Origin of the sequence: Ferrimonas aestuarii (assembly GCF_005116665.1) — a bacterium.
GTDB lineage: Bacteria > Pseudomonadota > Gammaproteobacteria > Enterobacterales > Shewanellaceae > Ferrimonas > Ferrimonas aestuarii.
The window spans coordinates 107298-130520 of sequence record NZ_SWCJ01000014.1 but is presented as its reverse complement, the minus strand read 5'-3'; the positions used below and the strand labels follow the sequence as shown (position 1 = coordinate 130520).

Annotated in this window: 27 protein-coding genes; 9 read left to right on the top strand and 18 right to left on the bottom strand. The window is 50.5% G+C overall.

Features of this window, described 5'->3' with window-relative positions; all coding sequences use genetic code 11:
• A partial coding sequence (locus tag FCL42_RS16125; protein WP_136864457.1) for a transposase occupies positions 1-116 on the top strand: 116 nt, incomplete at its 5' end.
• A 20-nt stretch (positions 117-136) separates the two neighbouring features.
• On the opposite strand, the gene FCL42_RS16120 is transcribed toward FCL42_RS16125, so the two are convergent.
• The 4 genes from FCL42_RS16120 to FCL42_RS16105 all read right to left on the bottom strand — a co-directional run bounded on the left by FCL42_RS16120 (position 137) and on the right by FCL42_RS16105 (position 2975).
• Complete coding sequence (locus FCL42_RS16120; RefSeq protein ID WP_205729284.1) at positions 137-601, bottom strand: CreA family protein; 465 nt, start codon at positions 599-601, stop codon at positions 137-139.
• Between the two features lie 2 nt (positions 602-603).
• A complete protein-coding gene (locus FCL42_RS16115; RefSeq protein ID WP_136864455.1) occupies positions 604-876 on the bottom strand; it encodes a YeaC family protein in 273 nt (90 codons plus the stop codon).
• Positions 877-878: 2 nt separating this feature from the next.
• The gene (locus tag FCL42_RS16110) at positions 879-1199 is read right to left on the bottom strand and encodes a zinc ribbon domain-containing protein (protein ID WP_136864454.1); all 321 of its coding nucleotides are present in this window, start codon (positions 1197-1199) and stop codon (positions 879-881) included.
• Positions 1200-1286: 87 nt separating this feature from the next.
• Positions 1287-2975, bottom strand: coding sequence for an alanine/glycine:cation symporter family protein (locus FCL42_RS16105; RefSeq protein ID WP_136864453.1), 1689 nt, complete (start codon positions 2973-2975; stop codon positions 1287-1289).
• Positions 2976-3314: 339 nt separating this feature from the next.
• Between FCL42_RS16105 and FCL42_RS16100 the strand changes: the two genes are divergently transcribed.
• Positions 3315-3764: an FKBP-type peptidyl-prolyl cis-trans isomerase gene (locus tag FCL42_RS16100; protein ID WP_136864452.1), complete on the top strand. Its 450-nt coding sequence runs from the start codon at positions 3315-3317 to the stop codon at positions 3762-3764.
• Positions 3765-3804: 40 nt separating this feature from the next.
• Here the strand turns inward: FCL42_RS16100 and FCL42_RS16095 are convergent, their stop codons facing one another.
• Together FCL42_RS16095 and FCL42_RS16090 are read right to left on the bottom strand one after the other, a co-directional pair.
• Positions 3805-4320, bottom strand: a complete 516-nt coding sequence (locus FCL42_RS16095) for a TlpA family protein disulfide reductase (protein ID WP_169308421.1) — start codon at positions 4318-4320, stop codon at positions 3805-3807.
• Position 4321: 1 nt separating this feature from the next.
• Positions 4322-4765: a GFA family protein gene (locus FCL42_RS16090; protein WP_229359884.1), complete on the bottom strand. Its 444-nt coding sequence runs from the start codon at positions 4763-4765 to the stop codon at positions 4322-4324.
• Between the two features lie 447 nt (positions 4766-5212).
• On the opposite strand from FCL42_RS16090, the gene FCL42_RS16085 reads away from it, so the two are divergent.
• Positions 5213-5494, top strand: a complete 282-nt coding sequence (locus FCL42_RS16085; protein WP_136864449.1) for a DUF134 domain-containing protein — start codon at positions 5213-5215, stop codon at positions 5492-5494.
• Between the two features lie 3 nt (positions 5495-5497).
• Positions 5498-5962, top strand: coding sequence for a NifB/NifX family molybdenum-iron cluster-binding protein (locus FCL42_RS16080; RefSeq protein WP_136864448.1), 465 nt, complete (start codon positions 5498-5500; stop codon positions 5960-5962).
• A 584-nt stretch (positions 5963-6546) separates the two neighbouring features.
• On the opposite strand, the gene FCL42_RS16075 is transcribed toward FCL42_RS16080, so the two are convergent.
• From FCL42_RS16075 to FCL42_RS16065, 3 genes are all read right to left on the bottom strand, one after another.
• Positions 6547-6780 (bottom strand): hypothetical protein, encoded by a 234-nt coding sequence (locus FCL42_RS16075; RefSeq protein WP_136864447.1) that lies wholly within the window; start codon positions 6778-6780, stop codon positions 6547-6549.
• 70 nt (positions 6781-6850) lie between these two features.
• The gene (locus tag FCL42_RS16070; RefSeq protein ID WP_136864446.1) at positions 6851-7930 is read right to left on the bottom strand and encodes a DUF418 domain-containing protein; all 1080 of its coding nucleotides are present in this window, start codon (positions 7928-7930) and stop codon (positions 6851-6853) included.
• A 47-nt stretch (positions 7931-7977) separates the two neighbouring features.
• Positions 7978-8421 (bottom strand): hypothetical protein, encoded by a 444-nt coding sequence (locus FCL42_RS16065; RefSeq protein WP_136864445.1) that lies wholly within the window; start codon positions 8419-8421, stop codon positions 7978-7980.
• A 616-nt stretch (positions 8422-9037) separates the two neighbouring features.
• On the opposite strand from FCL42_RS16065, the gene FCL42_RS16060 reads away from it, so the two are divergent.
• Genes FCL42_RS16060 through FCL42_RS16045 form a run of 4 tightly spaced genes read left to right on the top strand, consistent with a single transcriptional unit; the run spans position 9038 to position 11211 of the window.
• Positions 9038-9646 carry a DUF2589 domain-containing protein gene (locus FCL42_RS16060; RefSeq protein WP_136864444.1) on the top strand — a complete coding sequence of 203 codons (609 nt, stop codon included), beginning with the start codon at positions 9038-9040 and terminating at the stop codon, positions 9644-9646.
• A gap of 3 nt (positions 9647-9649) precedes the next feature.
• Entirely contained in the window at positions 9650-10186 is a 537-nt protein-coding gene (locus FCL42_RS16055) for a DUF2589 domain-containing protein (RefSeq protein ID WP_136864443.1), read from the top strand.
• 21 nt (positions 10187-10207) lie between these two features.
• Positions 10208-10831, top strand: a complete 624-nt coding sequence (locus FCL42_RS16050; protein WP_136864442.1) for a DUF2589 domain-containing protein — start codon at positions 10208-10210, stop codon at positions 10829-10831.
• A 20-nt stretch (positions 10832-10851) separates the two neighbouring features.
• Entirely contained in the window at positions 10852-11211 is a 360-nt protein-coding gene (locus FCL42_RS16045; RefSeq protein WP_205729283.1) for a hypothetical protein, read from the top strand.
• A 56-nt stretch (positions 11212-11267) separates the two neighbouring features.
• Here the strand turns inward: FCL42_RS16045 and FCL42_RS16040 are convergent, their stop codons facing one another.
• The 3 genes from FCL42_RS16040 to FCL42_RS16030 form a co-directional block, all read right to left on the bottom strand.
• Positions 11268-11573: a hypothetical protein gene (locus tag FCL42_RS16040; RefSeq protein WP_136864441.1), complete on the bottom strand. Its 306-nt coding sequence runs from the start codon at positions 11571-11573 to the stop codon at positions 11268-11270.
• A 131-nt stretch (positions 11574-11704) separates the two neighbouring features.
• A complete protein-coding gene (locus FCL42_RS16035) occupies positions 11705-12097 on the bottom strand; it encodes a VOC family protein (RefSeq protein ID WP_136864440.1) in 393 nt (130 codons plus the stop codon).
• A gap of 119 nt (positions 12098-12216) precedes the next feature.
• The gene (locus tag FCL42_RS16030; protein WP_205729282.1) at positions 12217-12663 is read right to left on the bottom strand and encodes a YaiI/YqxD family protein; all 447 of its coding nucleotides are present in this window, start codon (positions 12661-12663) and stop codon (positions 12217-12219) included.
• Positions 12664-12885: 222 nt separating this feature from the next.
• On the opposite strand from FCL42_RS16030, the gene rimO reads away from it, so the two are divergent.
• Positions 12886-14328, top strand: a complete 1443-nt coding sequence (rimO, locus tag FCL42_RS16025; protein WP_136864438.1) for a 30S ribosomal protein S12 methylthiotransferase RimO — start codon at positions 12886-12888, stop codon at positions 14326-14328.
• Between the two features lie 85 nt (positions 14329-14413).
• Here the strand turns inward: rimO and FCL42_RS16020 are convergent, their stop codons facing one another.
• The 6 genes from FCL42_RS16020 to FCL42_RS15995 all read right to left on the bottom strand — a co-directional run bounded on the left by FCL42_RS16020 (position 14414) and on the right by FCL42_RS15995 (position 23152).
• Entirely contained in the window at positions 14414-16015 is a 1602-nt protein-coding gene (locus FCL42_RS16020) for a glycoside hydrolase 5 family protein (RefSeq protein ID WP_136864437.1), read from the bottom strand.
• Between the two features lie 162 nt (positions 16016-16177).
• Positions 16178-17167 carry a helix-turn-helix domain-containing protein gene (locus FCL42_RS16015; RefSeq protein ID WP_136864436.1) on the bottom strand — a complete coding sequence of 330 codons (990 nt, stop codon included), beginning with the start codon at positions 17165-17167 and terminating at the stop codon, positions 16178-16180.
• 204 nt (positions 17168-17371) lie between these two features.
• The gene (gene fadD, locus FCL42_RS16010; protein ID WP_136864435.1) at positions 17372-19042 is read right to left on the bottom strand and encodes a long-chain-fatty-acid--CoA ligase FadD; all 1671 of its coding nucleotides are present in this window, start codon (positions 19040-19042) and stop codon (positions 17372-17374) included.
• Between the two features lie 316 nt (positions 19043-19358).
• A complete protein-coding gene (gene rnd, locus FCL42_RS16005; RefSeq protein WP_136864434.1) occupies positions 19359-20468 on the bottom strand; it encodes a ribonuclease D in 1110 nt (369 codons plus the stop codon).
• Positions 20469-20471: 3 nt separating this feature from the next.
• On the bottom strand, positions 20472-22148 hold the full coding sequence (gene fadD, locus FCL42_RS16000; protein ID WP_136864433.1) for a long-chain-fatty-acid--CoA ligase FadD: 1677 nt from the start codon (positions 22146-22148) through the stop codon (positions 20472-20474).
• 146 nt (positions 22149-22294) lie between these two features.
• Positions 22295-23152, bottom strand: a complete 858-nt coding sequence (locus tag FCL42_RS15995) for an alpha/beta fold hydrolase (RefSeq protein WP_136864432.1) — start codon at positions 23150-23152, stop codon at positions 22295-22297.
• Positions 23153-23223 lie beyond the last annotated feature (71 nt).

Below are 23223 nucleotides of genomic sequence, written 5' to 3'. Positions count from 1 at the left end.
GGCTCGAGGGGATGAACAACAAAATCAAATTGATTAAGCGCATGGCTTACGGCTACCGGGACACTGAGTACTTTTTCTTGAAGATAAAATCAGCATTCCCCGGAGATCCGCGATGAACCTTTTTTAACATCAACCCCTACTGAGGCTGATAGGCCTTAGTGCCCCACAGTGGCACCGTAGACAGGCTGTGTTTGTAACTGCCCTTCGTCTCTTTGGTGCTGTAGGCAATGTAGAGCAAAGTTTGATTATCAGCATCTAAGATACGTCTAATCTTCAATGACTTAAATAGAATGCTCTTGGACTTCTTAAACACCACCTCTCCGGATTTGCTGCGGTCAATGGCAGCAATCATCTCAGGGGTGATCTCACCGGTTTGACGGCAGGCAATACCCATGTCACTGGGATCGGCAACGTCCAGATCCGCTTCGATGTTGGAGATGTGGCAGGTCACCCCGGTCACAATGGGGTCAGTCAACACCTCAACTTTAATGTCTTTGGTGGTGAACAAACCTAAGGAGACGTCTGCCACTTCATTGTTATCGCAGCCCGTTAACCCCAGCGCCAAAGCGGCTGCCGCCAATCCCGTTGCCCATCTGCTCATCATTACTCCGGTTTTAATCGTACGATATTTTGTTCGTCAAACTGATGTTTAAGCACGTCTTTGGACAGGTGGTTGATGTTGCCATCTTTTCCCACCGTAAGGTGCTGATTATCTTGATTGTGCTTTGATTGCCACACAATCATCGCCTGCATTGCGGCTTCTCGCTGTTCATCGGTCAGTGGCGTGCCATCACCCCACTTTCCCAACTCAACCGCAGTTTGCAGCTTCTCCGCCGTTTCGGCGTCCATTGTCTGGGCTAAGGTTTTAAAATCCATAGTTAACCTCTGTTATGCAGTGCTACGCGCACCCGAGTGATCAAGTAACCAACAAAGCCACAGGTCATCAGTCCGATGCCCACTGGCTGACGCCAATTTTGCGCCGCTTCGCCGCCCCAGAACCACAGTGCCGCACCGCCCACAAACGAGAGCAATGACAGGAAGCTGTGATTGAGAAGTTGAGTTTTCTTATTGATCGCCGCAATGCGCTGGGCACTCTCAATCTTTTCCGTGGAGCCTGACATGTCCACCTTACAGTGGGTGCAGGTTTTGGCTTTATCCGAAATCCGCTTACCGCAAGCGGGACAATCGATTAGCGCCATGAACTCTCCTAAATTATTGTTGTTATACGAATGCGCCGCCCACTATTACAGAGGCGGCGCATAAGGTAAAGCACAAAAAGCTAGGGCTTAATCCGGTTGCTTATCTCCATTTGGGCTCGGCTGTCCCGCGCCCCCCTTGGCAAAGTAACTGGTTACGGTTTGCTTCATCTCTTTAGAGAGCAGCAAGATGCCAAAGAGGTTGGGTAAGGTCATCAACACAATGGACACTGCCGCTAAGTTCCATACAACGGTAGTATCGGCCACCGCCGCCACCATAAAGCCCGCCACGTAGAACACGCGGTAAGTCAGAACCCAGCGGCTACCAAACAGGTAAGTTACCGCTCGGTCGCCGTAGTAGGACCACGCAATGGCAGTAGAGAAAGCGAACAGCAGCAGGCCGATGGACACCACATACTGACCATACTCACCGAAATACCCTTTGGTAAAGGCCTTAGTAGTCAGTTCTGCCGAGTGAATCAGCGACAGCCCCGAGATGGTAACGTCCAGATCCACCGGTTTGCCATTGGCAATTTCAAGGTTACCGGTGAATGGGAACCCTTTCACGGCGTAGGTCACCTCTTCGGCGACCGAACGCGCCGCCACAATGGTGAAATCCTCATTAACCGCTTCACCATCGCGAACCACGATGACGCCGTTGTAGGTCTCGACCTCACTGTCTTTACCAACAAGATAGTTAAACAGCTGTTGACGGTCGCCATCGTTGCTGTCGGTGTAATGGCCTTGAACGTACTCAATGTCCGCTTGCTGGAAGCTATTGTGGTGTTTCTCAGTCCACACGCCGGAGGAGAGAATCACCATCCCAGTCAAGGTACAAACGATGATGGTGTCGATAAAGGGTTCAAGAATCGACACCATGCCTTCTGACACAGGCTCATGACCTTTAGCCGACGCGTGGGCGATGGGCGCACTACCCTGACCCGCTTCGTTAGAGAACAGGCCTCGGTTTACACCGCGGTTAAAGGCATAAGCAAAGGTCGCACCCAAGAAACCGCCGGTGGCAGCGGAGCCGGTAAAGGCATCGGCGAATACGGCAGCCATGGAAGGCAATAGATTGTCGATGTTGTAGAAGATCACCGCCAATGCGCCGATGACGTAGATAACCGACATCGCCGGAACCAACGTCGAGGTCACTTTGGCGATGCGGCTAATGCCGCCTAGAATCACCAGAGCCAGAAGAATGGAGAGTACGCCGCCGGTAACCATAGGAGCAATACCAAAGGTGGCTTCCATGCTGACAGCAATGTTATTCACCTGAGGCATGTTGCCCGTACCAAAGGAGCTGACAATGGTGGCAAAGGCGAAGATCACCGCCAGCCATTTCATATTAAGGCCTTTATCCATGAAGTACATGGGGCCACCGGCCATGGTGCCATCTTCAGTCTGTTCACGGTATTTGTGCGATAGGGTCACTTCCACAAACTTGGTGGTCATCCCCAAAAATGCCGTCATCCACATCCAAAACAGCGCCGCTGGGCCACCTAAGAAGATAGCTAGGCCCACGCCGCCGATATTACCTGTGCCCACCGTACCGGACAGCGCCGTCGACAACGCTTGGAAATGGCTGGTATCACCGGGCGCTTTCTTATCGGTGTACTTACCGGTAACGATCCCCCAAGCTCGGCCAAAGTAACGAATCTGTGGAAAGCCTAGATACACAGTGAAAAACAGGCCTACTCCCAACAGCACCCAAGGAAACCACGGCGCTGAGCCCAGCACCCCATCCAACATCAATAGTAAATCGTTGATTGCCTGCAAAACGCTATCCTTTTTCGTTATATGTCGACCTATCCTGGCCGTGTTTCATCATCCTCTAACCCTATCAACAACCAAGGTCAGGGCTCAAGACAGCCCCATTACCGCACCAGCTTGCAATATGCGGCACAGGAAAGCACATCCAGTGTTATATATGGGATATTAGATATAAGTCGGTAGTTATTCCCCAACCAACCCGTAACTTAGGTCGATTACTTTTTATTCAACCCGCCCCATGTAACGCTCAAAAAAAACACAGCGGAGCAATTCCCCTTAAAGCCTTAGGCCAATCTAGGTACACTGTAATCAGTATCGAAACCAACAGATCCCCAAGGGCATTGAATGATCATTGAAAACAGTGCGGTTGTTACCATCGCGTACACCCTAAAACTGGAAGACGGCACCCTAGTTGACGCCGTAGGCAGTGATGACCCCGTCATCTACGAACACGGACAAGGCCAGCTAGCAGATGGTTTAGAGCAAGTGCTACTCGGCCATAAGAAAGGGGATGAGCTAAAGGTAACATTGACGCCAGATCTGGCTTTTGGTGATCACGACCCACAGATGGTTCAACAGGTACCTAAAGAGGTGATCAAGGGCGTTGACGAGCTGGAAGTGGGCATGCAGATTGCCGCTGACACCGACCAAGGTCCAATGGAGCTAACGCTGACCGCCATTGATGGCGACACCATCACCTTAGATGCCAACCATCCACTGGCTGGCAAGACGGTGATCTTCGAAGTGAGCATTTGCGACGTTCAGCCTGCCGACGGCAGCGCTGCTTTGCAGTAAAAGGCTTACCACCCAAAAGCCAACGTTAATCGTTGGCTTTTTACACCCCGTAATATCCCAGATACATCGACAGCATCCATTCAGGTAGATACCCCACCCGCTTGCTCACGATCTGCCCATCTGCATCCAAAATCAGATAGGTAGGAAATGCCACAACATCGAGATAGTCGGCCAACTGCCTACTGCCCAATAACACCTCAACTTGAGTGTCACTTTGCGCCACAAACGCTGTTACCTCCTCCACCGATGCGTAACTTAATGCAATGGGGGTAACCCTTAGCCCTTGCTGCTGCCAACTTTCAATATGGGGAAACGTAAACTGACAGATTCGGCACCATGGTGCGAACAGATACACCAACCTAGGTTTGCCAACAGCCACGGCAACCTCTTCATCGCTAATCTGACCGGCGCTTAACTGAGGCAAGCTCAGTGGTGGCAGTTGTAACGACGCCGGCTGCATCATCTGAGCCCTGAGCCATCCCCCAGCCCATAACGCCCCCAGAAGCACCAAAGCCCAAATGATAAGGGATTTAAATCGATCCACCATCGTACTCATCTTACTCATCCACCGAATGACTCGACGCCACCCACTTAGGTGCCTTGCCCCCTGTGGGGTGACGAAGATGATCATCTTTCACCTCAAACCAAGGCAAAGCGTCATCCGTGTAGATGTGGTAGTTGGGCGCAATGTCATCGGCATCATCAAGGGAGGTGATGGCCAAGGTGGTGTACTGAGGGTAATCCAAATGACGATAGGTCAAGCAGCTGCCACAGCGGTTGCAAAATCCGCGTCGTATTTTCTCAGAGGAAGCGTACTCCGTCACTGTTCCTGACAGCCAATGTACCTGCTCAGCGTTAAAGTCCATCCAAGCGGTTACCGGCGCTCCGGAGACTCGGCGACATTGACCGCAGTGGCAATAGTCCGCAGCAAAAGGATCCCCATCAAGCTGATATCGAATCGCCCCACACAAACAGCCCCCCTGTCGTTGTTTACCGCTCACACTGCCTCCTATGATTGCCTGATTAAACAGCGCCATTAATTCACACTCAGCTCTTCCAGATCAAGCGCCAAAGCTTTACTGGGTATTACTGATAACACCTAAATAAAGAAGAACCCAACTGAGTATCTCCCCTTAGCGCAACCATCGGGTATTTCCAACGTCTGTTTGTCCATCACCCATAACCATGATTACTTTTGAGCCAAAAACCACATGAATAATGCTCACCACATCAGTCACAAATTTGCACCTCAACCAATAATTGGCATATGCCAATTATTGCATCCCCCAAAGTTATTGGCATATGCTATTTACTATCCAGTGAGCCTTTGCTTCTGGTGAAGGGTGACCGCGTTTAAGTTTTGACGTTGCTGCATTCATGCACCGACGAACAAGCGATACAACAACAGTACACCCTAAGAACACTGCATCCAGTATGAGGATTCGCTGATGCCACGACCGAAAAAATGCCGCCGCATCTGTGGACGAGCGCCATACAGCTGCTTTAAGCCCAACGGTGTGCCAATGACAGAGCTAACCGAGATCAAGCTGCTTCCTGAAGAGTTTGAAGCCTTAAGGCTTGCCGATCTTGAGGGGCTAAGCCAGCTAGATGCCGCAAAGCAGATGCAGGTATCACGACAAACCTTTGGCAACATCATTGCCAAAGCCAGAAATAAGGTCGCGCAGTGCTTGGTTAATGGCCAAGCGCTGACGATGCAAATCGAGGAATAACACATGATTTACGCAATTCCCGCCCGTGGAGACAACATCGATAATCACTGGATGCGAGCCGAAGAGATCGCCGTCGTCGACAGCATGACCATGCAGATAACTCGCCTCCCCCTGGCCAAAAATGGTGAAGCCACCTGTAAAAGCAAAAGCGCCCTGTTAGCAGCATTAAAAGAGTTTGACGTGTCTCGAGTGTACGTGCGCAACATCGGCCAATGTGCGCTGGGAAAACTGCTTAAAGCCAACATTGAAGTGATGCAGTTAGACAGCAAAACCAACATCACCAACGCCACTTCAGCCCAGGGTAAATTACTGACCGAGGCCGAACAGGGCCGCGTTCCGCCGAAGCATCAGGGAAAATCGGGTCACAGTTGCAGCGGTCATAGCTGCAGCGGCCATCATCATGCCCCTTCATTGGCCCCAGTGACGCAGACCAAGTCAGGAAAAATTAAAGGCTTCCTACCCTTCTAAGAAGCCCGTTAACCGCGCTCGAACGGGGGGTTCGAGCGCGGTTAACAACACCCGAAGCTACTCTCCATCAGACGGCTTAGCTTGATTAGTTGCCTGACTCAGCTGAGTTAACGCAACCAGTAAAACAATTGTCGCCATCAGATGAAAGCCCGCATGCCAGTATCTTTCTACGAAAATAAGCAGCCCGATGACCAGCGTACTCTCGCCGATGATGATTTTCTGTAACGTGCCCAAAGAGTATCCTCTAAAATTGCCGATGCATTAACTCCCTGTCACCGGAAGCCCTTTGACGATCTTGATTGGGGCTCATCTCCTATCTCTGCTTCTAACTCCGAAACTCGCCGTTCAAGATGATCAATGCGGCTATCAGTTCCTCTTAGAGACTTTATATCTTCAAACAGTTGTCTCGGTTCAACAAAATAGCCAATCATCACCATCAATATTGTCGTCGACCCCATAAATACCAATAGATCCCACATCTACCTCTCCTATTCAGCACCACCACCATGACGCTGTAAACCTGGGGCAAACCGCTATTATTGATTACGCGTACATTGCTTTATGATGCTGACAACACGGCTGCATTATTTATTATCAGCCTCAGTTTTTTTCTGTTTTTTATTACACTGAATACGGTCTTCAGGGTGTCCATGAGAGCAAGGCTCTGAAATCTCCCCCACCACCAAAGCCGCACCGACATAAAGCGCAGCTTCTTTAGGGTCGTGACTGGTAACCGGTGGGAAATAATCCTCAATTATTGCCTGGGTACTGCACCCCGAAAGCGTTACTACGACAGCCATCATTAGTGTTTTTTTCATTGCTCGTCCTTAAACTGTTTATGAACTCAATTCTGCTGTAACGCTCTAGTTTGAATCAATTAGCTCCAATTTAACGTGCCAGTTTCCTAAATAGCCACTCCAGAGGTCCCTCTTTAAACGCGCCTAACCACAGTGCGCTGAAAATAGTGCCACCTAAACAAAATAGCAATGCACTCACAAGAGATGACGCAATATCTTGCCCTTCTAACCAGCCCAACTGCTCTAGCAGCCCCATTCCCAATACGACGTGTGCCACATAGAGCGTCAAAGCGAGCCGGCCAGTTTGACTCAACCACTGAATAGGTGCGCGATTTTGATACTTATCAGCAAAGTAGAGGCTGGCAACCAACACCATCACCGAGGAGCAGGTCGCAGAAACCATATACTGGGGCAAAGGCGGAATAATCGACACCGACAACAGAAACTCCACCTCCTCTGCAGTTAAGCCAACGGAATGTCCGTTCCCTACCTCCATTCTAATAACGTAAAACAGCGTCTCGGTGAGTAGTAAAACGGTCAAGGCTACTGAAAATAATCGCACTCGAATCGATGCTTGAGACAAGTCCAATCGCCCAAGCCACATGCCAAATACCAAAAACGCCGCCCAGGGAAATACTGGATGAAAACCGTTAAAAAACAGATGACGAACCATGCCATCTAGAGTCCAAAAATGACGGTATTGGAAACTGTCCCAGTCCCAATTGGCCCCATAGTCAACAATGAGCATGAGCAGCGGAAAGGCAAGCACCACACCCACCGCGACAGCCAGTAACGTTCGTTGAGGGGAAAACAGCAATGGCACGGCGAATAGGAAGTAGATCCCATAAAAATGCAAAATGTCCGCTTCCCATATTGGGGTGTAGAGCAGTCCCACCAAAAACAACAGTAATCCTCGTTTCGCCACCCGCCTTCTTGCCAGATTGATTAAGTTCGCGCTGCCTTCGATTCGAGCCCGCTTTGCGAGCATCGAAATCCCAACCCCAGCAAGCATCACAAACAAAGCCGAAGATCGCCCCTCAAACAGAGTTGAGAATCCAAGCAATAGGCTATTTCCGGAATCGGCGCTCATGGCAATCTTAAAGTTCACGATTACCATGCCGAAAATGGCCAGCGCTCTGGCAACATCAAATCCAAGAACTCGTTGATTCACTTTACCAGTTGTCCCTATGCAGTTTTCATTAATTTTGTTTACCTAAATCACTTTCGATCTGCCGTCATCAATCGATAAGTACCTACCGCATAGCCAGTACCGATAAACAGGCAAATAAGTGAGGTAATCATCATAAACGTCATCTTATCGGCCAGTTCTTGCATGTATGGGCTATCACTAACCAGCACCACAGGAATGGCGAGAGCGCCACGAAGCAAAAATATTGAAGCAATGCCCGCCAATACGATTTTTCGCAGTGGAAGTTTAGGAAGCAAACCCGCTCCAGAAAGCCCGTAAACAGACCAAGTTGCCAGCACAGCGGCAATGGTGGCGGTAATTAGTGTGGGATAGCTGCTGCCCTGCTCACTCAAGATTGCCATGGCCTCACCTGCCCCGAAAAAACGATACCAATCCGCCCCGCCCAATAGAATCATGATGTGCAGCAAAGAGGCCATTCCAACCATGCCTGCGGCCAGCTTAAGTAGAATCATCGGTTTTATCCTTTAACTCAGTTCTCTAAAGTGCTCGTCGGAGAAGCCGTTTCCCTCGGCCCCCGTATCACCAACCAAGATTAACAATCGCCAGTGAATCGCTGCATAAGCTGCCTGATTTGGCCGTCGAATACCACCGAAGTTACTCCTGATAAGCTTCCGCGACGAACCAGACTTACAACAAACGTCGGTTTTAATATTGGCTTGATCAAGACCACACAACCATCTCTGCTATTTATCGAAGATAAGCCTCGAACGTGGTCGCCGTCACTGGCACCACTGGCCGTGAGAGATCCGCCAGCGAGATAAAGCGCCATTGGCCATTTGCCAAATTGGCTTGTAAAGCAACCAAGGTCTAATTAACTGTTAAAGATAAGAAAATTCTGTTCCCCCTACTTTTTGTCCGTTTATTCGAATTGTTGCGATAAAAACAGTTCCATCGACTCCCTTTACGGCTAGGTAGCCGCCGATTGCCCCGAGCAGAATCTGGCGTTTGGATTAGACTCTACAGCGCTAAAGGCCGCAAATATGAACGAAAACACAAGTTTATCCGCTCGTTAGGCCTTTTCAGGGACGAAATAGCAACACAGAAAACTCTCTGTGTAACGGAGCATTCATGAGTAAAAATCAAACTAGTGATCAGCTGCAGGGACTTCCCATGTCTCACTTGATTGGTGGGCCTCTGTCGGCACTGTGTGAAGGCCAAGCGCAGCTCGCTCGAACCACCAAGGACTTTATCGAAGACGTTGGTTTAACTGAAGATCAACAGCTGCGTATGATTGAGTTTAGCTACCACACTCCGGTAGAGATCCCTAAAGCCGACGGCGACGTACAGCTGGCAATGCAGAAAAACCAGGTGCAACTGCCGCTTATCTCCATCGTGTCTGTTCCCAACCTTCAGGTCGAAAGCGCCGACATCAACTTCACCATGGAGGTGAAATCCAGCCGTTATGTAGAGCGTCATAACCAACAACAATCAAACTCTGATGCCGCCCCAAAACGCGATGCCGCCACCCTACCCTTTGAGCAGCGCAAGCGCACCGTCCTCAGTGGTAGCGTGACCAGCAACAACCGCAGCCAAACCGCGGCCACTTTTGACATAAAAATTAAGGCTCGCCAACAAGCGCAGCCAGAAGGGTTGTCTCGCATTATGGACATGCTCCACAAAACCATTGCGCCTATCCAAGTCGGTGAACCCAAGCCCATTAAACCCGTTCAGGAGTAAGCCATGAAACTGCATGATCTTGTAGAGTCAATTATGGACTCCGTCAGTGAAGCGCAATCTCGCGTTGAGCAGCAGAATATCGAAAACCTGCTGCAGTACTTTGACCATAACGAGAAAGACGACAGCTTAACGCCGAAATCCATCGAGCTTAAATTTCCCAATGCGCAAGTCGATCAGAATGGCGAAACCATGATGGAAAATGGGGCGCCCATTATGGAACATCAAAGTGTGCACGTTCCCCTTCTTTCCATGCTTCAACTTAACCCAATCAAAATCAAAGATATGTCAGTTCAGTTTGATGTGGAGCTTGGTGATATTGAAACCGTTAAAGCCCCTCCGGAAGCCGACTCTGGCAAATCGATGTTCTCAAAACTGTTGAATCGCGAACAATCACGAAAAATCATGAACACCGATATCAACGGCTCGTCAGGTTTCGGCCGCAAGAAAGGCCGAAATGCGGAGGTGACTATCACCTTCGAAAGCGGAGAGCTTCCAGAGGGCTACCTCAAAGTGAATAGCCACCTGATGAAGCTGTTTTAATTCAAAGGAAGGAAAAATTCCATGTCTGATTTAGTGAAAATGTCCGATCAATTCCAAGGCTTGCCGATGGAAAACCTGATTGGTGGCCCGCTGAGTGCGGCCTGCGATTCTCAAATTACCCTAGCCCGCGCCACCTCGGATTTCATTGAAACCGTTGGCTTCGAAACCAATGCCACCACTAAGAAGAAAGAGGTGCGCATGGTGAACTTCGCTTTCTCCAAGCCGGAGGAAGTGGTAAAGCCTGACGGTTCAGTTGAAGTGCAAAAGCGCGACTACGAAGTAAAAGTTCCTTTCATCTCAATCGTCTCTGTGCCTACCCTACAGGTGGATAACGTTGATGTTTCCTTCAATATGGAAGTGAAATCGTCATTCTCTGAAACCTCTAAAAAAGACATGAAAGCCTCACTGGAAGCTGAAGCCACCTACAACGCTGGTCTGTTCAAGGTACGCGCTAAAGTGCAAGGTTCCGTGGCCTCTTCTAAAGAGACTCAACGTAAAAGCGATAACAGCGCCAAATACGCAGTACGCGTAACCGCCAAGCAGTCGGGTACCCCTGAGGGCCTATCTCGCGTACTGGACATTCTGCAGCAGTCCATTGCTCCAACTCCAGCTGATTCCCCTGCCGCTGCGCCCTCAGGCAGCTAACCACTAAAAAGGAGACTGCGGTGATCACTTCTCAATCCCACAGCGAAACGTTCGACCTTACCAATGTGTCTTTTGTGCATCGCATTGTGGTGGGCAGTGTTGACCCGCAGTCTATTCCCTCCGATGCTCAAAAAGCTGAGCAGATGGAGATGCTAAACCGCTGCCTAAGCGAATCTCCAAAAGGCAAAATCCTCGGCATGGAGCGCAGCTTCTCCATTCTCAGAATCGGCGAACACCAGGTGGTTTTAGAGCAAGTCGCCTACCACCTCGGCTTTGTACGTAAACCCTACTGGCTGATCGAAGAGGAAAACGCCAAAAAGCGCGCCAAACCCCAATTCGACATCGACCCAGATAAAGTCAACGACATCATCGATATGTAACTCCACATCGAACAGTTTCCGTTGATCAGCCATTGGAGCACAACCAATAGTGAAGGCTACTGCTCCTTATACTGACTGTGATCAAGACGCTCAGCAGACAGTTCCCCTTCCGCATTCAGCAGATAGTGATAGTGGCATACGCCACTGCAACTGGGGCATTCCGCTGCGGCCATCAATACACACCGGTTACCCGCAACCGTAGCCATACGGCCTTTAATCAAGGGAAGTTCAATCATGTCGCCGCAATGGTCGCACTCGGCGTTGAAGCCATTGAAGGCGGCACCATTGTCGAAGGTGTAAGGTAACTCATCCGTAAGGGGGGGAAGCAGAGTCCATTCCATTTGTGGGCTGACTTGGCTCATCACTGCCACCTCAGTAAGCAAATGGAAGCGGTAAGTTTAGCCAATCTCTGCGGGTTAAAAGGAGTTATTTTGAAGAATTTGAGAGGTTTGGGGTTACGCTCGTTACCAAACGCAACCTCAACTAAGACAACTTAAAATGAGTGCAACGCCAAACGGTTCCCCTCTGAGTCGAGGATGATCGCACGATGTCCCCAACGGCCTAAAGGATGAATCCCCTCAAGTACCGCTCCCCCCATGTCGGTGACTCGGTCCACCGCTTGTGCTAAGCGTCCGTAGACATTCAGGTAGATAAGCGGCCCTTGCTGACTAGTGATGCGGATCTCATCCACCATCAAACAACCACCATTACCGAACTCTGAGCGAATAAGGCCATAGCGAATACCGTCAATCACTTCACTTACCACATCGGTGTCCAACACACGGGCATAGAAGGCGATAGCGCGGTCTAAATCTACAACGGGAATGTCAAACCAAACAGATAAGTTGTAGTTGATATTAAATGACTCTACTGGGTTGACGTCCATATTATTACCCCTAGTTTAAATCTCTATCACTTGAATTCCATTCTTCCTTAAAACCGAGTGAATACCAAGAAAAAACAGCAGATAGTAAGAAATAACTAGGAAAATCAAGCAGTATCTAATTAGCTGCTCTTGGCAAGCCATTCGTCTAGCTTTGAGGCAAACAACTTGCGATCCGATTGACTTAAAGGTGGTGGTCCAGAGCTCTCCAAACCGCTGGCTCGCATGGTATCCATAAAATCACGCATATTCAGCCGAGCGCCGATATTGGCGGTGGTATACAGTTCCCCTCTGGGATTGAGTGCCAATGCGCCCTTCTCAATCACTTCCGCCGCCAAAGGGATATCCGCCGTAATAATCAGATCTCCCGCTTCACAACGTTGTACGATTTCATGATCGGCCACATCGAAGCCCTTGGGCACCACAATGGAGCGAATGTAAGCCGAAGGCGGGGTACGCATACTGTGATTGGCAATCAGCACCAGCGAAGTTTGAGTGCGTTCGGCTGCACGGAACAGTATCTCTTTGATCACCCCAGGGCAGGCATCGGCGTCGACGTAAATGGTCACAGACATCTCTCTTAAACAAATGAGCTGCCATCATACCAGCTTTTATTCAACTCTTACTCCTGTGCAATAACGGCATACTTTCGAACTCCCTCTCCCCCAGCTATCGGTTTCTGACACCGCTTGACCGAGACCAACACCAAGCTAAAAGCCCTGCCCCTTTACGCATAACGGTGTATAATCCCGCCTCACTTTTTGATTCCGTAGCTCATTTTGCAGGCAACTATGACCGTAGAGAACTTTGACCCAAGTCAAAACCAACCTAAGGCCGTTCAACCCAACACCACCCACGCCACCAAAGTGGCACCGGATATGGGCCAAGGCAGTGGCACCCGTATTGGATTTATCTCCTTGGGTTGCCCAAAAAACTTGGTGGACAGCGAGCGCATTCTGACTCAGCTGCGCACCGAAGGTTATGACGTGGTCAACTCCTACGAGGGTGCCGATCTGGTGATCGTAAACACCTGTGGCTTTATCGACAGCGCCGTGCAGGAATCCTTAGATACCATTGGCGAGGCCTTGAAAGAGAATGGCAAGGTTATCGTTACCGGCTGTCTGGGTGCCAAAGAGGATGAGATCCGCGAAGTTCACCCGAAAGTACTGGGCATTACCGGACCTCATGCCTATGAGATGGTATTGGAACAGGTGCACAACCATCTGCCAAAACCCGACCTCAACCCGCTAACGTCTCTGATCCCAGATCACGGCGTTAAGTTGACTCCCCGTCATTACGCTTATCTAAAGATCTCAGAGGGCTGCAACAACCGCTGTACTTTCTGCATCATCCCCGCGCTCCGAGGCGATCTGGTTAGCCGCCCAATTGGTGAGATTTTGGATGAAGCCAAGCGCCTTAAAGCGGCAGGTGTAAAAGAGCTTCTGGTGATCAGCCAAGACACCAGTGCCTATGGCGTGGACGTCAAATACAAGACCGCATTCTGGGACGGCATGCCGGTGAAAACCAACATGAAAGTCCTGTGTGAAAAACTGGCTGAGATGGGGATCTGGGTGCGTCTGCACTACGTTTACCCATACCCTCATGTGGATGACATTATTCCATTGATGGCAGAAGGAAAGATTCTGCCTTATCTGGACATTCCGTTCCAACACGCCGCGCCCCGTGTACTCAAAGCGATGAAACGTCCAGGCAAAGCTGAACGCACACTGGAACAGATCAAGAAATGGCGCCAGATCTGTCCTGAGTTGGTGATTCGCTCCACCTTCATCGTCGGCTTCCCAGGTGAAACCGAAGAGGATTTCCAGTTGCTACTGGACTGGATGGAAGAAGCACAACTCGACCGTGTTGGCGCCTTTAAATACAGCCCTGTTGAGGGCGCTGTGGCCAACGATCTGGCTGAGCTCATCGATGAAGAGGTGATGGAAGACCGTTACCAGCGCTTCATGCAGATGGCCGCTCGAATCAGCGCCGAGCGCCTGCAAGCTCGCGTAGGCAGTGAAATGCGAGTCATTGTTGACGAGCTCAATGATGAAGGTGCCGTTGCTCGTGCCTACACCGATGCGCCAGAGATCGATGGAAAGGTAATTCTTGGAGGCGAATTTGACGTGGAAGTTGGCCAAATGGTGTGGGCTTCCATTGAATTTGCCAATGAGTATGACCTGTACGCCACCATCGTTCGCGACGAAAACGACGAAATTGAAGATCTAGGCTAATACAGATAACGCTCTGATTTACGAAAACGGCAGCCTATGGCTGCCGTTACTCAGACTCTTAGGCCCAACAGCCCCTAATTCGCCCTCACTGTACAACCACCGCACTCAAATGACGGGAGCCTTGACGGCTCGTAAACGCAACCGTTACGCCAACCCCACTGGATTTAGCTTGTTGAAGTAACTGCTCCTGTTTGTCGTCCAATTCGCTCGGTGCGTAAAGGTAGTTCGTTAAGGTACCCGCTTTGGCGCTAATAGGAATACGGCCATATTCATTGGAGCTGATCGCAACCTGAACAAGGTTGTTATCAAGTTGGGTGATCTCACTAACAAAGCCACTAATTAAGCACATACTATTAAATTCAGTGACCGCCTTTATCACCGGCGTACGGGCAGCTCGTTCATCAAGAGGTAGCGCCGGTTCATTTTTTTCAAAATTCCATGGCTGTGAGGGAGTACGGTTATGTCCAACCGCAACGGAATAGAGACCAAAACCATCATTATCCCAATAATAATTGGGAAAACCGCAGGCGATTGGGCCACCAAACCATGTGTAATTATTCGGCGGAACTAAGCCCGTCGCACCAGCACCACCATCTGGTTTATTTGGGCCCTTAGCTTTGGGGCAGCTTTGGTTTTTAACAATATTGTACTCCGATTGATCCCACCACTCATCGCAAAACTCAAAATAGCACACCCCTAAGTTCAACTGTTCCGCATAAGCTTGGGGCAACATCGAGTCCAACACCTTAGCTACACGGGTTTGCGTCTCTTGCGTCGACATAATCTCAACCGGCACCAAGGTGTTAGCGGTGGTTCTAGAGGTAGAGGGGAAACCATATTCGGTAAGAATGACTGGCTTTAATGCCTTGCCGACTAATGTGGCATAGCCCTTAGCGTTATTAGAGCCACCGAATACCGAACTAAAACTCTGAGGCTGATAACTGTTCACCCCCCAGAAATCCACACTCGGGCATGCTGCCATTTCGGTCTCACACAATCGAGGGATTTTCGGGTCATCATGGTTGGCAATGCCAACTAATTTATCTGGTGCAGCCGCTTTGGCTTTCGCCGCCATGGATTCAATTTGCCTCCACCAATACTGTTTTTTCTCGGCATCACGAGAGTAGGTATCGACAGTATTATTGTCGACCTCATTGGCGATCACAAACCCCATCACAGCGGGGTGTTGCCCTAGAGCAGTGAGTGTTTGTGTAAGATTATCTTCCCACCAACTGGCTCCAAGTTGGGGTGACTGTCCATAGTCAAACAATGTCGGTGGTAATGGGAACCCCACTAATACGAACAGCTCAAGCTCGAAGCAGGCATCCAAAAACGCTTGGTGGGTATAGACTGTATCGGCATTATACTCAGTGGGCAACTGCTTGCTTAGCATGCTGTAAACCCTGATGGTATTTACTCCGAGCGCTTTAATTTTTTTTAAATCACTACGCCAAGTTTGCTCCCAACTGGTAATTGTGGCTGCCCCTGCTTGATAGGTATCCCAAAACCAATCACCACAATTAGCCCCCTCCTTATTGGAAGCACCTATCGGACAAGGAGAGTAGCAGATCCCTTTAATTCTAAACTGAGTCTGCGCAGATTGATTGCTGATGCAGGTTAAAGCCGCCACCGGCCCTGCCGAAGTTACAGTAACCGAACAACGCCATTGAGTACGATGGTCACTCATAAACACCTCCTGTGTTTCTAATTAAAAATCCATTTGACGGCGTATTACCCGCCATAATTGCCAGTTAAGTTTGGAACAGCTGCAGTGATCTTCAAGGTATTAAAAAGAACAACGGCAGCCCTTGGGCTGCCGTTGTTCTATCTGGTGATAGTGCTCTACTCACTAACTGGCTAGAGGCCACTGAGAGCGAAGCTGTCTCGGTGTACAGCCATACCATTTTTGGCAAGCGCGTCCAAAACTGCTCTCATCCTCGAAACCCAGAAGCAAAGTCAGCTCCTGCAAGCTGACGTACTCAAACTTCAGATAGCTGTTGAGCAGCATCCTCCGAGCCTCGACCTGAATCTTCTTTAGAGTTTTGTCTTTGCTTGCCAAACGGCGCTGCAAAGTCTGGCAACCGATTCCCATCTGCGAGGCCACCGCTTTGCTTTGAATCTTGCCCGCAGGCAGCGCGTTCAGCAGCACCGACAACGCCCGTTCACCGTCGCATTCACTGGACGACAATCGGCGGATGTTGGTTAGAACGTCTTGCTCATAAAACTGCCACACGCCATCGGCAAGGGGCTTAAACTGCAAACTGGCCTGGCCGCGGCCAATCACCAGGGTGTTCGATTGAGCTGGAATCACCTGTGCGCCGAACTGTTTAGCCCAGCAATGAGCTTGTTCATCAGGCTGCTTTAGCTGAATGGAGGTAACGTTAATCGATTGGCGACTCGCCAAATGGGCAACCGTCAGCAGCAACTGCCACTGAGTTAAAATCATCGACAGGGGCTGAGGAAGATCACTATCTAAGTGGATTAGCAGCAGATCCTCTTTGGTTTCCACCGACATGGTCTGCGGTCCAAACGCGTGGGTGAAACTTGCCATGCGTTCACAGGCTTGCAGCAAATTATCGCAACTGACCATCGCCCGCAGCATGGGATTGAATCGGCCACTACCACAGAGGTGACTCAAAGACAGGGCTAATTGCGCCGGAGGAAGCTGTTGCTCCATGCTTCGCCATAGCTGCAGATATTGTTCACCTTTGACGGTGGCACTGGGGTTACCCAGACTGCATTTCGTCAGTTTGGCTTCCGATTCCAAGCGTGGCAGATCAAAACCGATGGCATCGAATGCCAGCTGCCAACGAAAATCTAAGGGGTATCTTACCGGCACTTAAGGCCTCCATTACCTCTAGGGGACTCCTATAGAAATACGCCAAGGTTGTTGCTCAAGCAAGCCAAACTGTACCTAAGCAACACATGGCCGCGCAATTATACTAACTGGATCACAAAACGAAACAGGCAACCCGAAGATTGCCTGTAATTAAGTTTCACAAAATGTCATGAAGCGCCTGATTGTTCACATCTTTGTTATCAATTAGGCCGCTTGTTCCTCATCGCGTAATGCCCGGCGCAAAATCTTACCGACGTTGGTCTTAGGCAACTCGTCACGGAACTCGATGATTTTCGGAATCTTATAGCCAGTCAGGTGCTGCTTACAGTGAGCAATAATGGAGTCTTTGTCGGTGTTTTTACTCGTCACCACAAACACCTTCACCACCTCTCCGGACACTTCATTGGGCACCCCGATGGCCGCAGCCTCAACAACCGCATCGTGCATCACCACCACATCTTCAATTTCATTGGGGAACACATTGAAACCAGAGACCAAAATCATGTCTTTCTTACGATCCACAATTTTGAAGAAGCCACGGTCATCCATGGTGGCAATGTCGCCGGTGGACAGCCAACCGTCATCGTCAATCACCTCCGCGGTCGCTTCCGGACGCTGCCAGTAACCTTTCATCACCTGTGGGCCGTGGATCTGAAGCTCACCGCGCTCCCCATGAGGTACCTCATTACCATCCTCATCGATCAATCGAATGGAACACGATGGCAATGGCAAACCGATGGTGCCGTCATACCCTTTAGAATCATAAGGTGCCACAGAAGCCACTGGAGCACTCTCGGTCAACCCGTAGCCCTCAAGCAGGCGCGCCCCCGTGGTTTCCTGCCAGCGAGAGGCCACCGCTTGTTGAACCGCCATGCCGCCACCAAGGGCCACTTTCAGCTTGCTGAAGTCCAGATCCGAAAATCCAGGGGTGTTCAGCAGTCCATTAAACAAGGTGTTTACCCCAGTAATGGCCGTAAACGGGTACTTGGCGATGATCTTCACAAACTCCGGCATATCCCTTGGGTTGGTGATCATCAAGTTGGTGCCGCCCAATTTCATGAACGTCAGGCAGTTACAGGTCAGCGCGAAGATGTGATACAGCGGCAGAGCGGTAACCACCATCTCCTCGCCCTCTTCCAGGGTTGGACCAATCCAGCTGCTTACCTGCTCTAGGTTCGCCAGCATATTGCGATGGGTCAGAATCGCCCCTTTGGCTACGCCAGTGGTGCCTCCGGTGTACTGAAGAAATGCGGTGCTTTCGCTGTCGATGGTCGGTTTATTGAAAGGAATTCGGCTACCGCGCTTGATGGCGGCGTTCATGCTGATGGCATCAGGAAGATCATATTTGGGAATCATCTTCTTGACGTGCTTAACCACTAGGTTTACCAGCGACCGTTTTGGCCAAGATAGGCGGTCCCCTAGGTTGGTAAGAATGACATGTTCAACCGGCGTTTCTGCCACTACCTCTTCCAAGGTGGCGGCAAAGTTTGAAACAACGACAATGGCTTTTGCGCCGCTGTCGGTCAGTTGATGTTTTAATTCGCGCGCGGTGTACAGCGGGTTAACGTTTACCACCACCAATCCAGCTCGCAGCACACCAAACAGTGCGATGGGGTACTGCAGCAGATTTGGCATCATGATGGCGACGCGGTCACCTGGACTTAACTTCAAATCCTGTTGAAGGTAGGCCGCAAAGTCTCGACTTTGTTTATCCAGCTCTTCGTATGTAATGGTACGTCCCATGTTGATAAACGCATCACGGCTTGAAAAGCGCGATACCGACTGCTCAAACAGATCAACTACCGATGAATATCTATCCGCATCAATCTCTTGAGGCACCCCTGCTGGGTAGCTGGATAGCCACACCTTATCCATGTTGTCGCTCCTTCTCCAGACGGCTTATCCATGCCGTTTTACATTCGACTTGTTTCGCTTTTTAAACGGTTATTGTGACCATAATCACACAAGATCATGGTGATGTCAGCCCCAAAACCACATTGAATTAACAAGAAACACAAGCACTTAACCCTAGAAACGAAGTGGTACGACCAGACAGGTTGTTGATAATTAAACATTCATTTGGAACATTTGTTTAAAGCAAGCGCTCTAAAAAAGCCTGAACCACTAAAAAAGCGACACCTCCCTAGGGGAAATGTCGCTCATAAAAATTCGTTCTTTTAGAATGCTTTTTCTACAACGTCAGCTCAGAAAGGGCGTTTGAAACTAAATCGCCTCGCCAACCCTGCAAAATAATCGGTAAGCTCTCTGTTGGCGCAAATCGCCACTTTAGATACTGCTGCACCAGCTTTTTCGATGCCAGCATCTCACTGGCCACCTGATGCTCCTCAGAGAGCGCCAGTAGCAGCTTTCGCACCTTCTTGGCAGCATCACGAAACTCTGGATCCGCGTTCAATGGATCCACCGGCGGGGGCGGATTATCCACATTCGCGGCGGCAACTGCATTGATGATGTTGCGACCATGGCGCTGGACATCTCGTTCAGTCAGACAATCAAGCTGAGCCAAGTAGCCAATGGAGTGAGGTGCTCGTTTAGCAATTTGAAGCAACGCGGCGTCTTTAATGACAAAATTCAGTGCCAGATCCCGCTGCTGCGCGACCTTTAACCGCCACGCCGCCAATGATTGTAAAATGGCCAACTGCTCTGGGCGAAGCTGATAGGCATTTTTTACCTTCAAGTAGGCGTAATCTGGGTTCACTGGAGACAGGCGATCCGAGGTCAATCGCTGACCCTCTTGCAGTAGCCAAGAGTGACGGCCAAGGGTTTGAATCTCCTCATCCATCATTCGGTACACTTTCAGCAAGTAGAACACATCCGCCGCCGCGTAGTTGAGCTGCTTATCTGATAGAGGCCGACGCAGCCAATCGGTGCGCGCTTCGCCTTTATCCAGCTCAATGTCCAGATAGGCTTGAACCAGCTTGCCATAGCCCATGGCGCCGCCTTTATTGAGCAGCACTCCTGCAACCTGAGTATCAAACAGCGGTTTGGGTTGCACTTTGCCCTGCTGCGCGAAGATCTCCAGATCTTCACTGCAAGAGTGCAACACCTTAACCACCGACTCATCTTCCAATAGCTGCCAAAAAGGCGTCAGATCGGAAATCGCTAATGGGTCCACCAAGGCCAAGGTGGTGCCATCGAATATCTGAATCAAACCAAGCTGGGCATACAGAGTTCGCGTTCGAACAAACTCGGTATCCAGCGCTACCGCATCGTGCTGGCGACACTGCTGGCACAGCTGCGCCAACTGGTCATCGTTATCAATCCACTGCCAATCAAGATTCATCGGCTACGCCTTCTTTAACTCTTCTTCGCGCAGCTCACGGCGCAGAATTTTACCCACGTTGGTTTTCGGCAGCTCGTCTCTGAACTCCACCAGCTTAGGCACCTTGTATCCGGTTAACTCTTTCCGGCAATGGGCGATCACCTCTTTGTCGGTCAGGGTTGGGTCTTTCGCTACCACGAACACTTTAACCAGTTCACCTGATACTTCGTGAGGCACCCCAACGGCGGCCACTTCCAGAACTTTCGGGTGGCTGGCCACCACGTCTTCCACTTCATTAGGGAATACGTTAAAGCCGGAGACCAGAATCATGTCTTTCTTACGATCAACAATAAAGAACTGACCTTTCTCATCCATGTAGCCGATGTCGCCGGTATAGAGCCAGCCTTCACCGGTCATCACTTTGGCCGTCTCTTCCGGGCGCTGCCAATAGCCTTTCATCACCTGCGGGCCCCGCACTTGAAGCTCACCTACCTCGCCTTGAGGCAAAGGCTCACCAGCTTCATCAACGGCGCGCATATCAGTAGAGGGCAAAGGCAACCCGATGGCTCCGGTATACTCCTGCTGATTGTAAGTTCCCGCAGCGGCAACCGGCGAGCACTCCGTCAGGCCATAACCTTCGATCAGCGGAATTCCCGTTACCTGTTTCCACTTTTCAGCAACCGCGCGCTGCACCGCCATGCCACCGCCAATGGTGAGTTTGAACTCGCTGAAATTGGCATTTTTAAACTCATCTTGGTTCAGCAAGCCGTTAAACAGAGTGTTGACTCCGGTTAAGGCGGTAAACGGGTACTTTTTCAGATCGCTAATAAACGAAGCCATGTCTCGAGGGTTGGTGATAAGCAGATTTTGACCACCCAGCTTCAAGAACAGCAGCAAATTCACGGTGTTGGCAAACACATGATAGAGAGGCAGTGGCGTCACCACCAGCTCCTCGCCGTCTTTCAAGATACCGCCGAAATGAGCGTTGGCCTGCAACATGTTTGAGATCAAAGAGCGATGAGTCAGCATGGCGCCTTTGGCCACACCGGTGGTACCACCGGTGTACTGCAAAATGGCGATGTCTTCACTGGCAATGCTCGGCTTGACGTACTGCATACGGCGGCCACGGGACAGCGCTTTGCGCATGGAGATCGCATAGGGAAGATGGTATTTCGGCACCATCTTCTTCACGTACTGCACCACGAAGTTGACCACGGTGCGTTTCGGGGCCGACAGATGATCGCCAATTTTGGTCAGAATCACGTGCTCGACCGGCGTATCGTCCACAATCTGCTGCAGGCTCTGACCAAAGTTGGTTACCAACACAATGGCTTTGGCACCGGCATCACAGAGTTGATGCTTGAGCTCTCGGGGGGTGTAGAGAGGGTTGACGTTAACCGCCACCATGCCAGCACGCAGCACGCCCAGCAGCGCCACTGGGTACTGCAGCAGGTTCGGCATCATAATGGCGACTCGATCGCCCTTTTGCAGTTTCAGGTCATTTTGCAGATAAGCCGCAAATGCTCGGCTCTGCTCTTCCACGCGGCGATAGGTCAACACCGCCCCCATGTTGATGAAGGCCACCTGATCGGCGTACTTCTGGCAACTCTGCTCAAAAAGATCCAGCAAGTTACGGTATTGGTCAGGATTAATCTCTGCCGGCACGTCCGCCGGATAGCTGTTTAGCCACGCCTTTTCCACTCTGTTCTCCTTTGCATCGAACAGGACTACTGTTAGAGCTGTTTGCATCGCCCTGCCACTGCAAAGCGAGTGAATTCTAATAAGTTTGCTAATTTTAGCGATCGCACCGACGAAACACAGCGTTTGGCGGCGCGTTCGACGAAATTTTAAGCCAATTCGGCCAAAATAAATCGTGAAAGGGCTTCAGGGTGCTCCATGTGGCAGTGGTGACCACCAGGGATGGTTTGCATCCGAGCCTGTTTAAACCAATTTTGTCGCTCAGGCCATCGGGCTTTTAACTCCTCAAAGCCTTGCTCGCCCAAGACCACCAGCATCGATGAGGTCAACTCTGACATCAACGAGGCCGCTTGCGCCTCGGTCATCATCCAAGCGGAGCGCACTCTCAGCCGCGGATCCGAGCGCCAGCTCCACCGGCCATCGTCCCCTTGGCAAAGATTCCGATCCATAAGCAGTTTCGCCAAGGGCAATGCAAATCCACCCGCCGCAGCCCGTGCTTGATACAAGGCATCGAGACTGGCGTAACTGCCCGTCGAACTTGGCTTGTCTCGGCTTTCAAAGCCGCGCCTTAAGTTCGGTGCGGTATCTTTCTCGGTTGCCGTTAAGGGACCTAAAGCCTCGACTACCACGAGCTTATCAACCCAGTCGGGGTACAGAGCCGCGAACGCTTTGGCAAGAATGCCCCCCATGGAGTGCCCCAGCAGCAGCGCCGGTGGTTGATTCAACATGGGCCACAGCAGCTTCAGCTCATACAGGTAATCGAGAAAATGATAAAAGTTCCCTGGGTTACGATTATCCGAATGGCCGTGACCAGGAAATTCCAACGCCAGCACTTGATACCCTTGCCGCACCAGATACGGGGCCAAAGGGGCGAAACTGTTACCGTTATCCAACCAGCCATGCAAGCAGACAACAAGCGGAGCGTCTGCCTCTCCCCAGTGTAATGCGGTCAATCGAATGTGTGGCAATGTAAACGACACTTCCGTTGGCGGCAGCAAGGTTGCCATAACTCCCCCTTAGTTGTCCTGACGGCAAACGCAAAAACTCCAACCAGACTAACTGGTTGGAGCAGTTACGT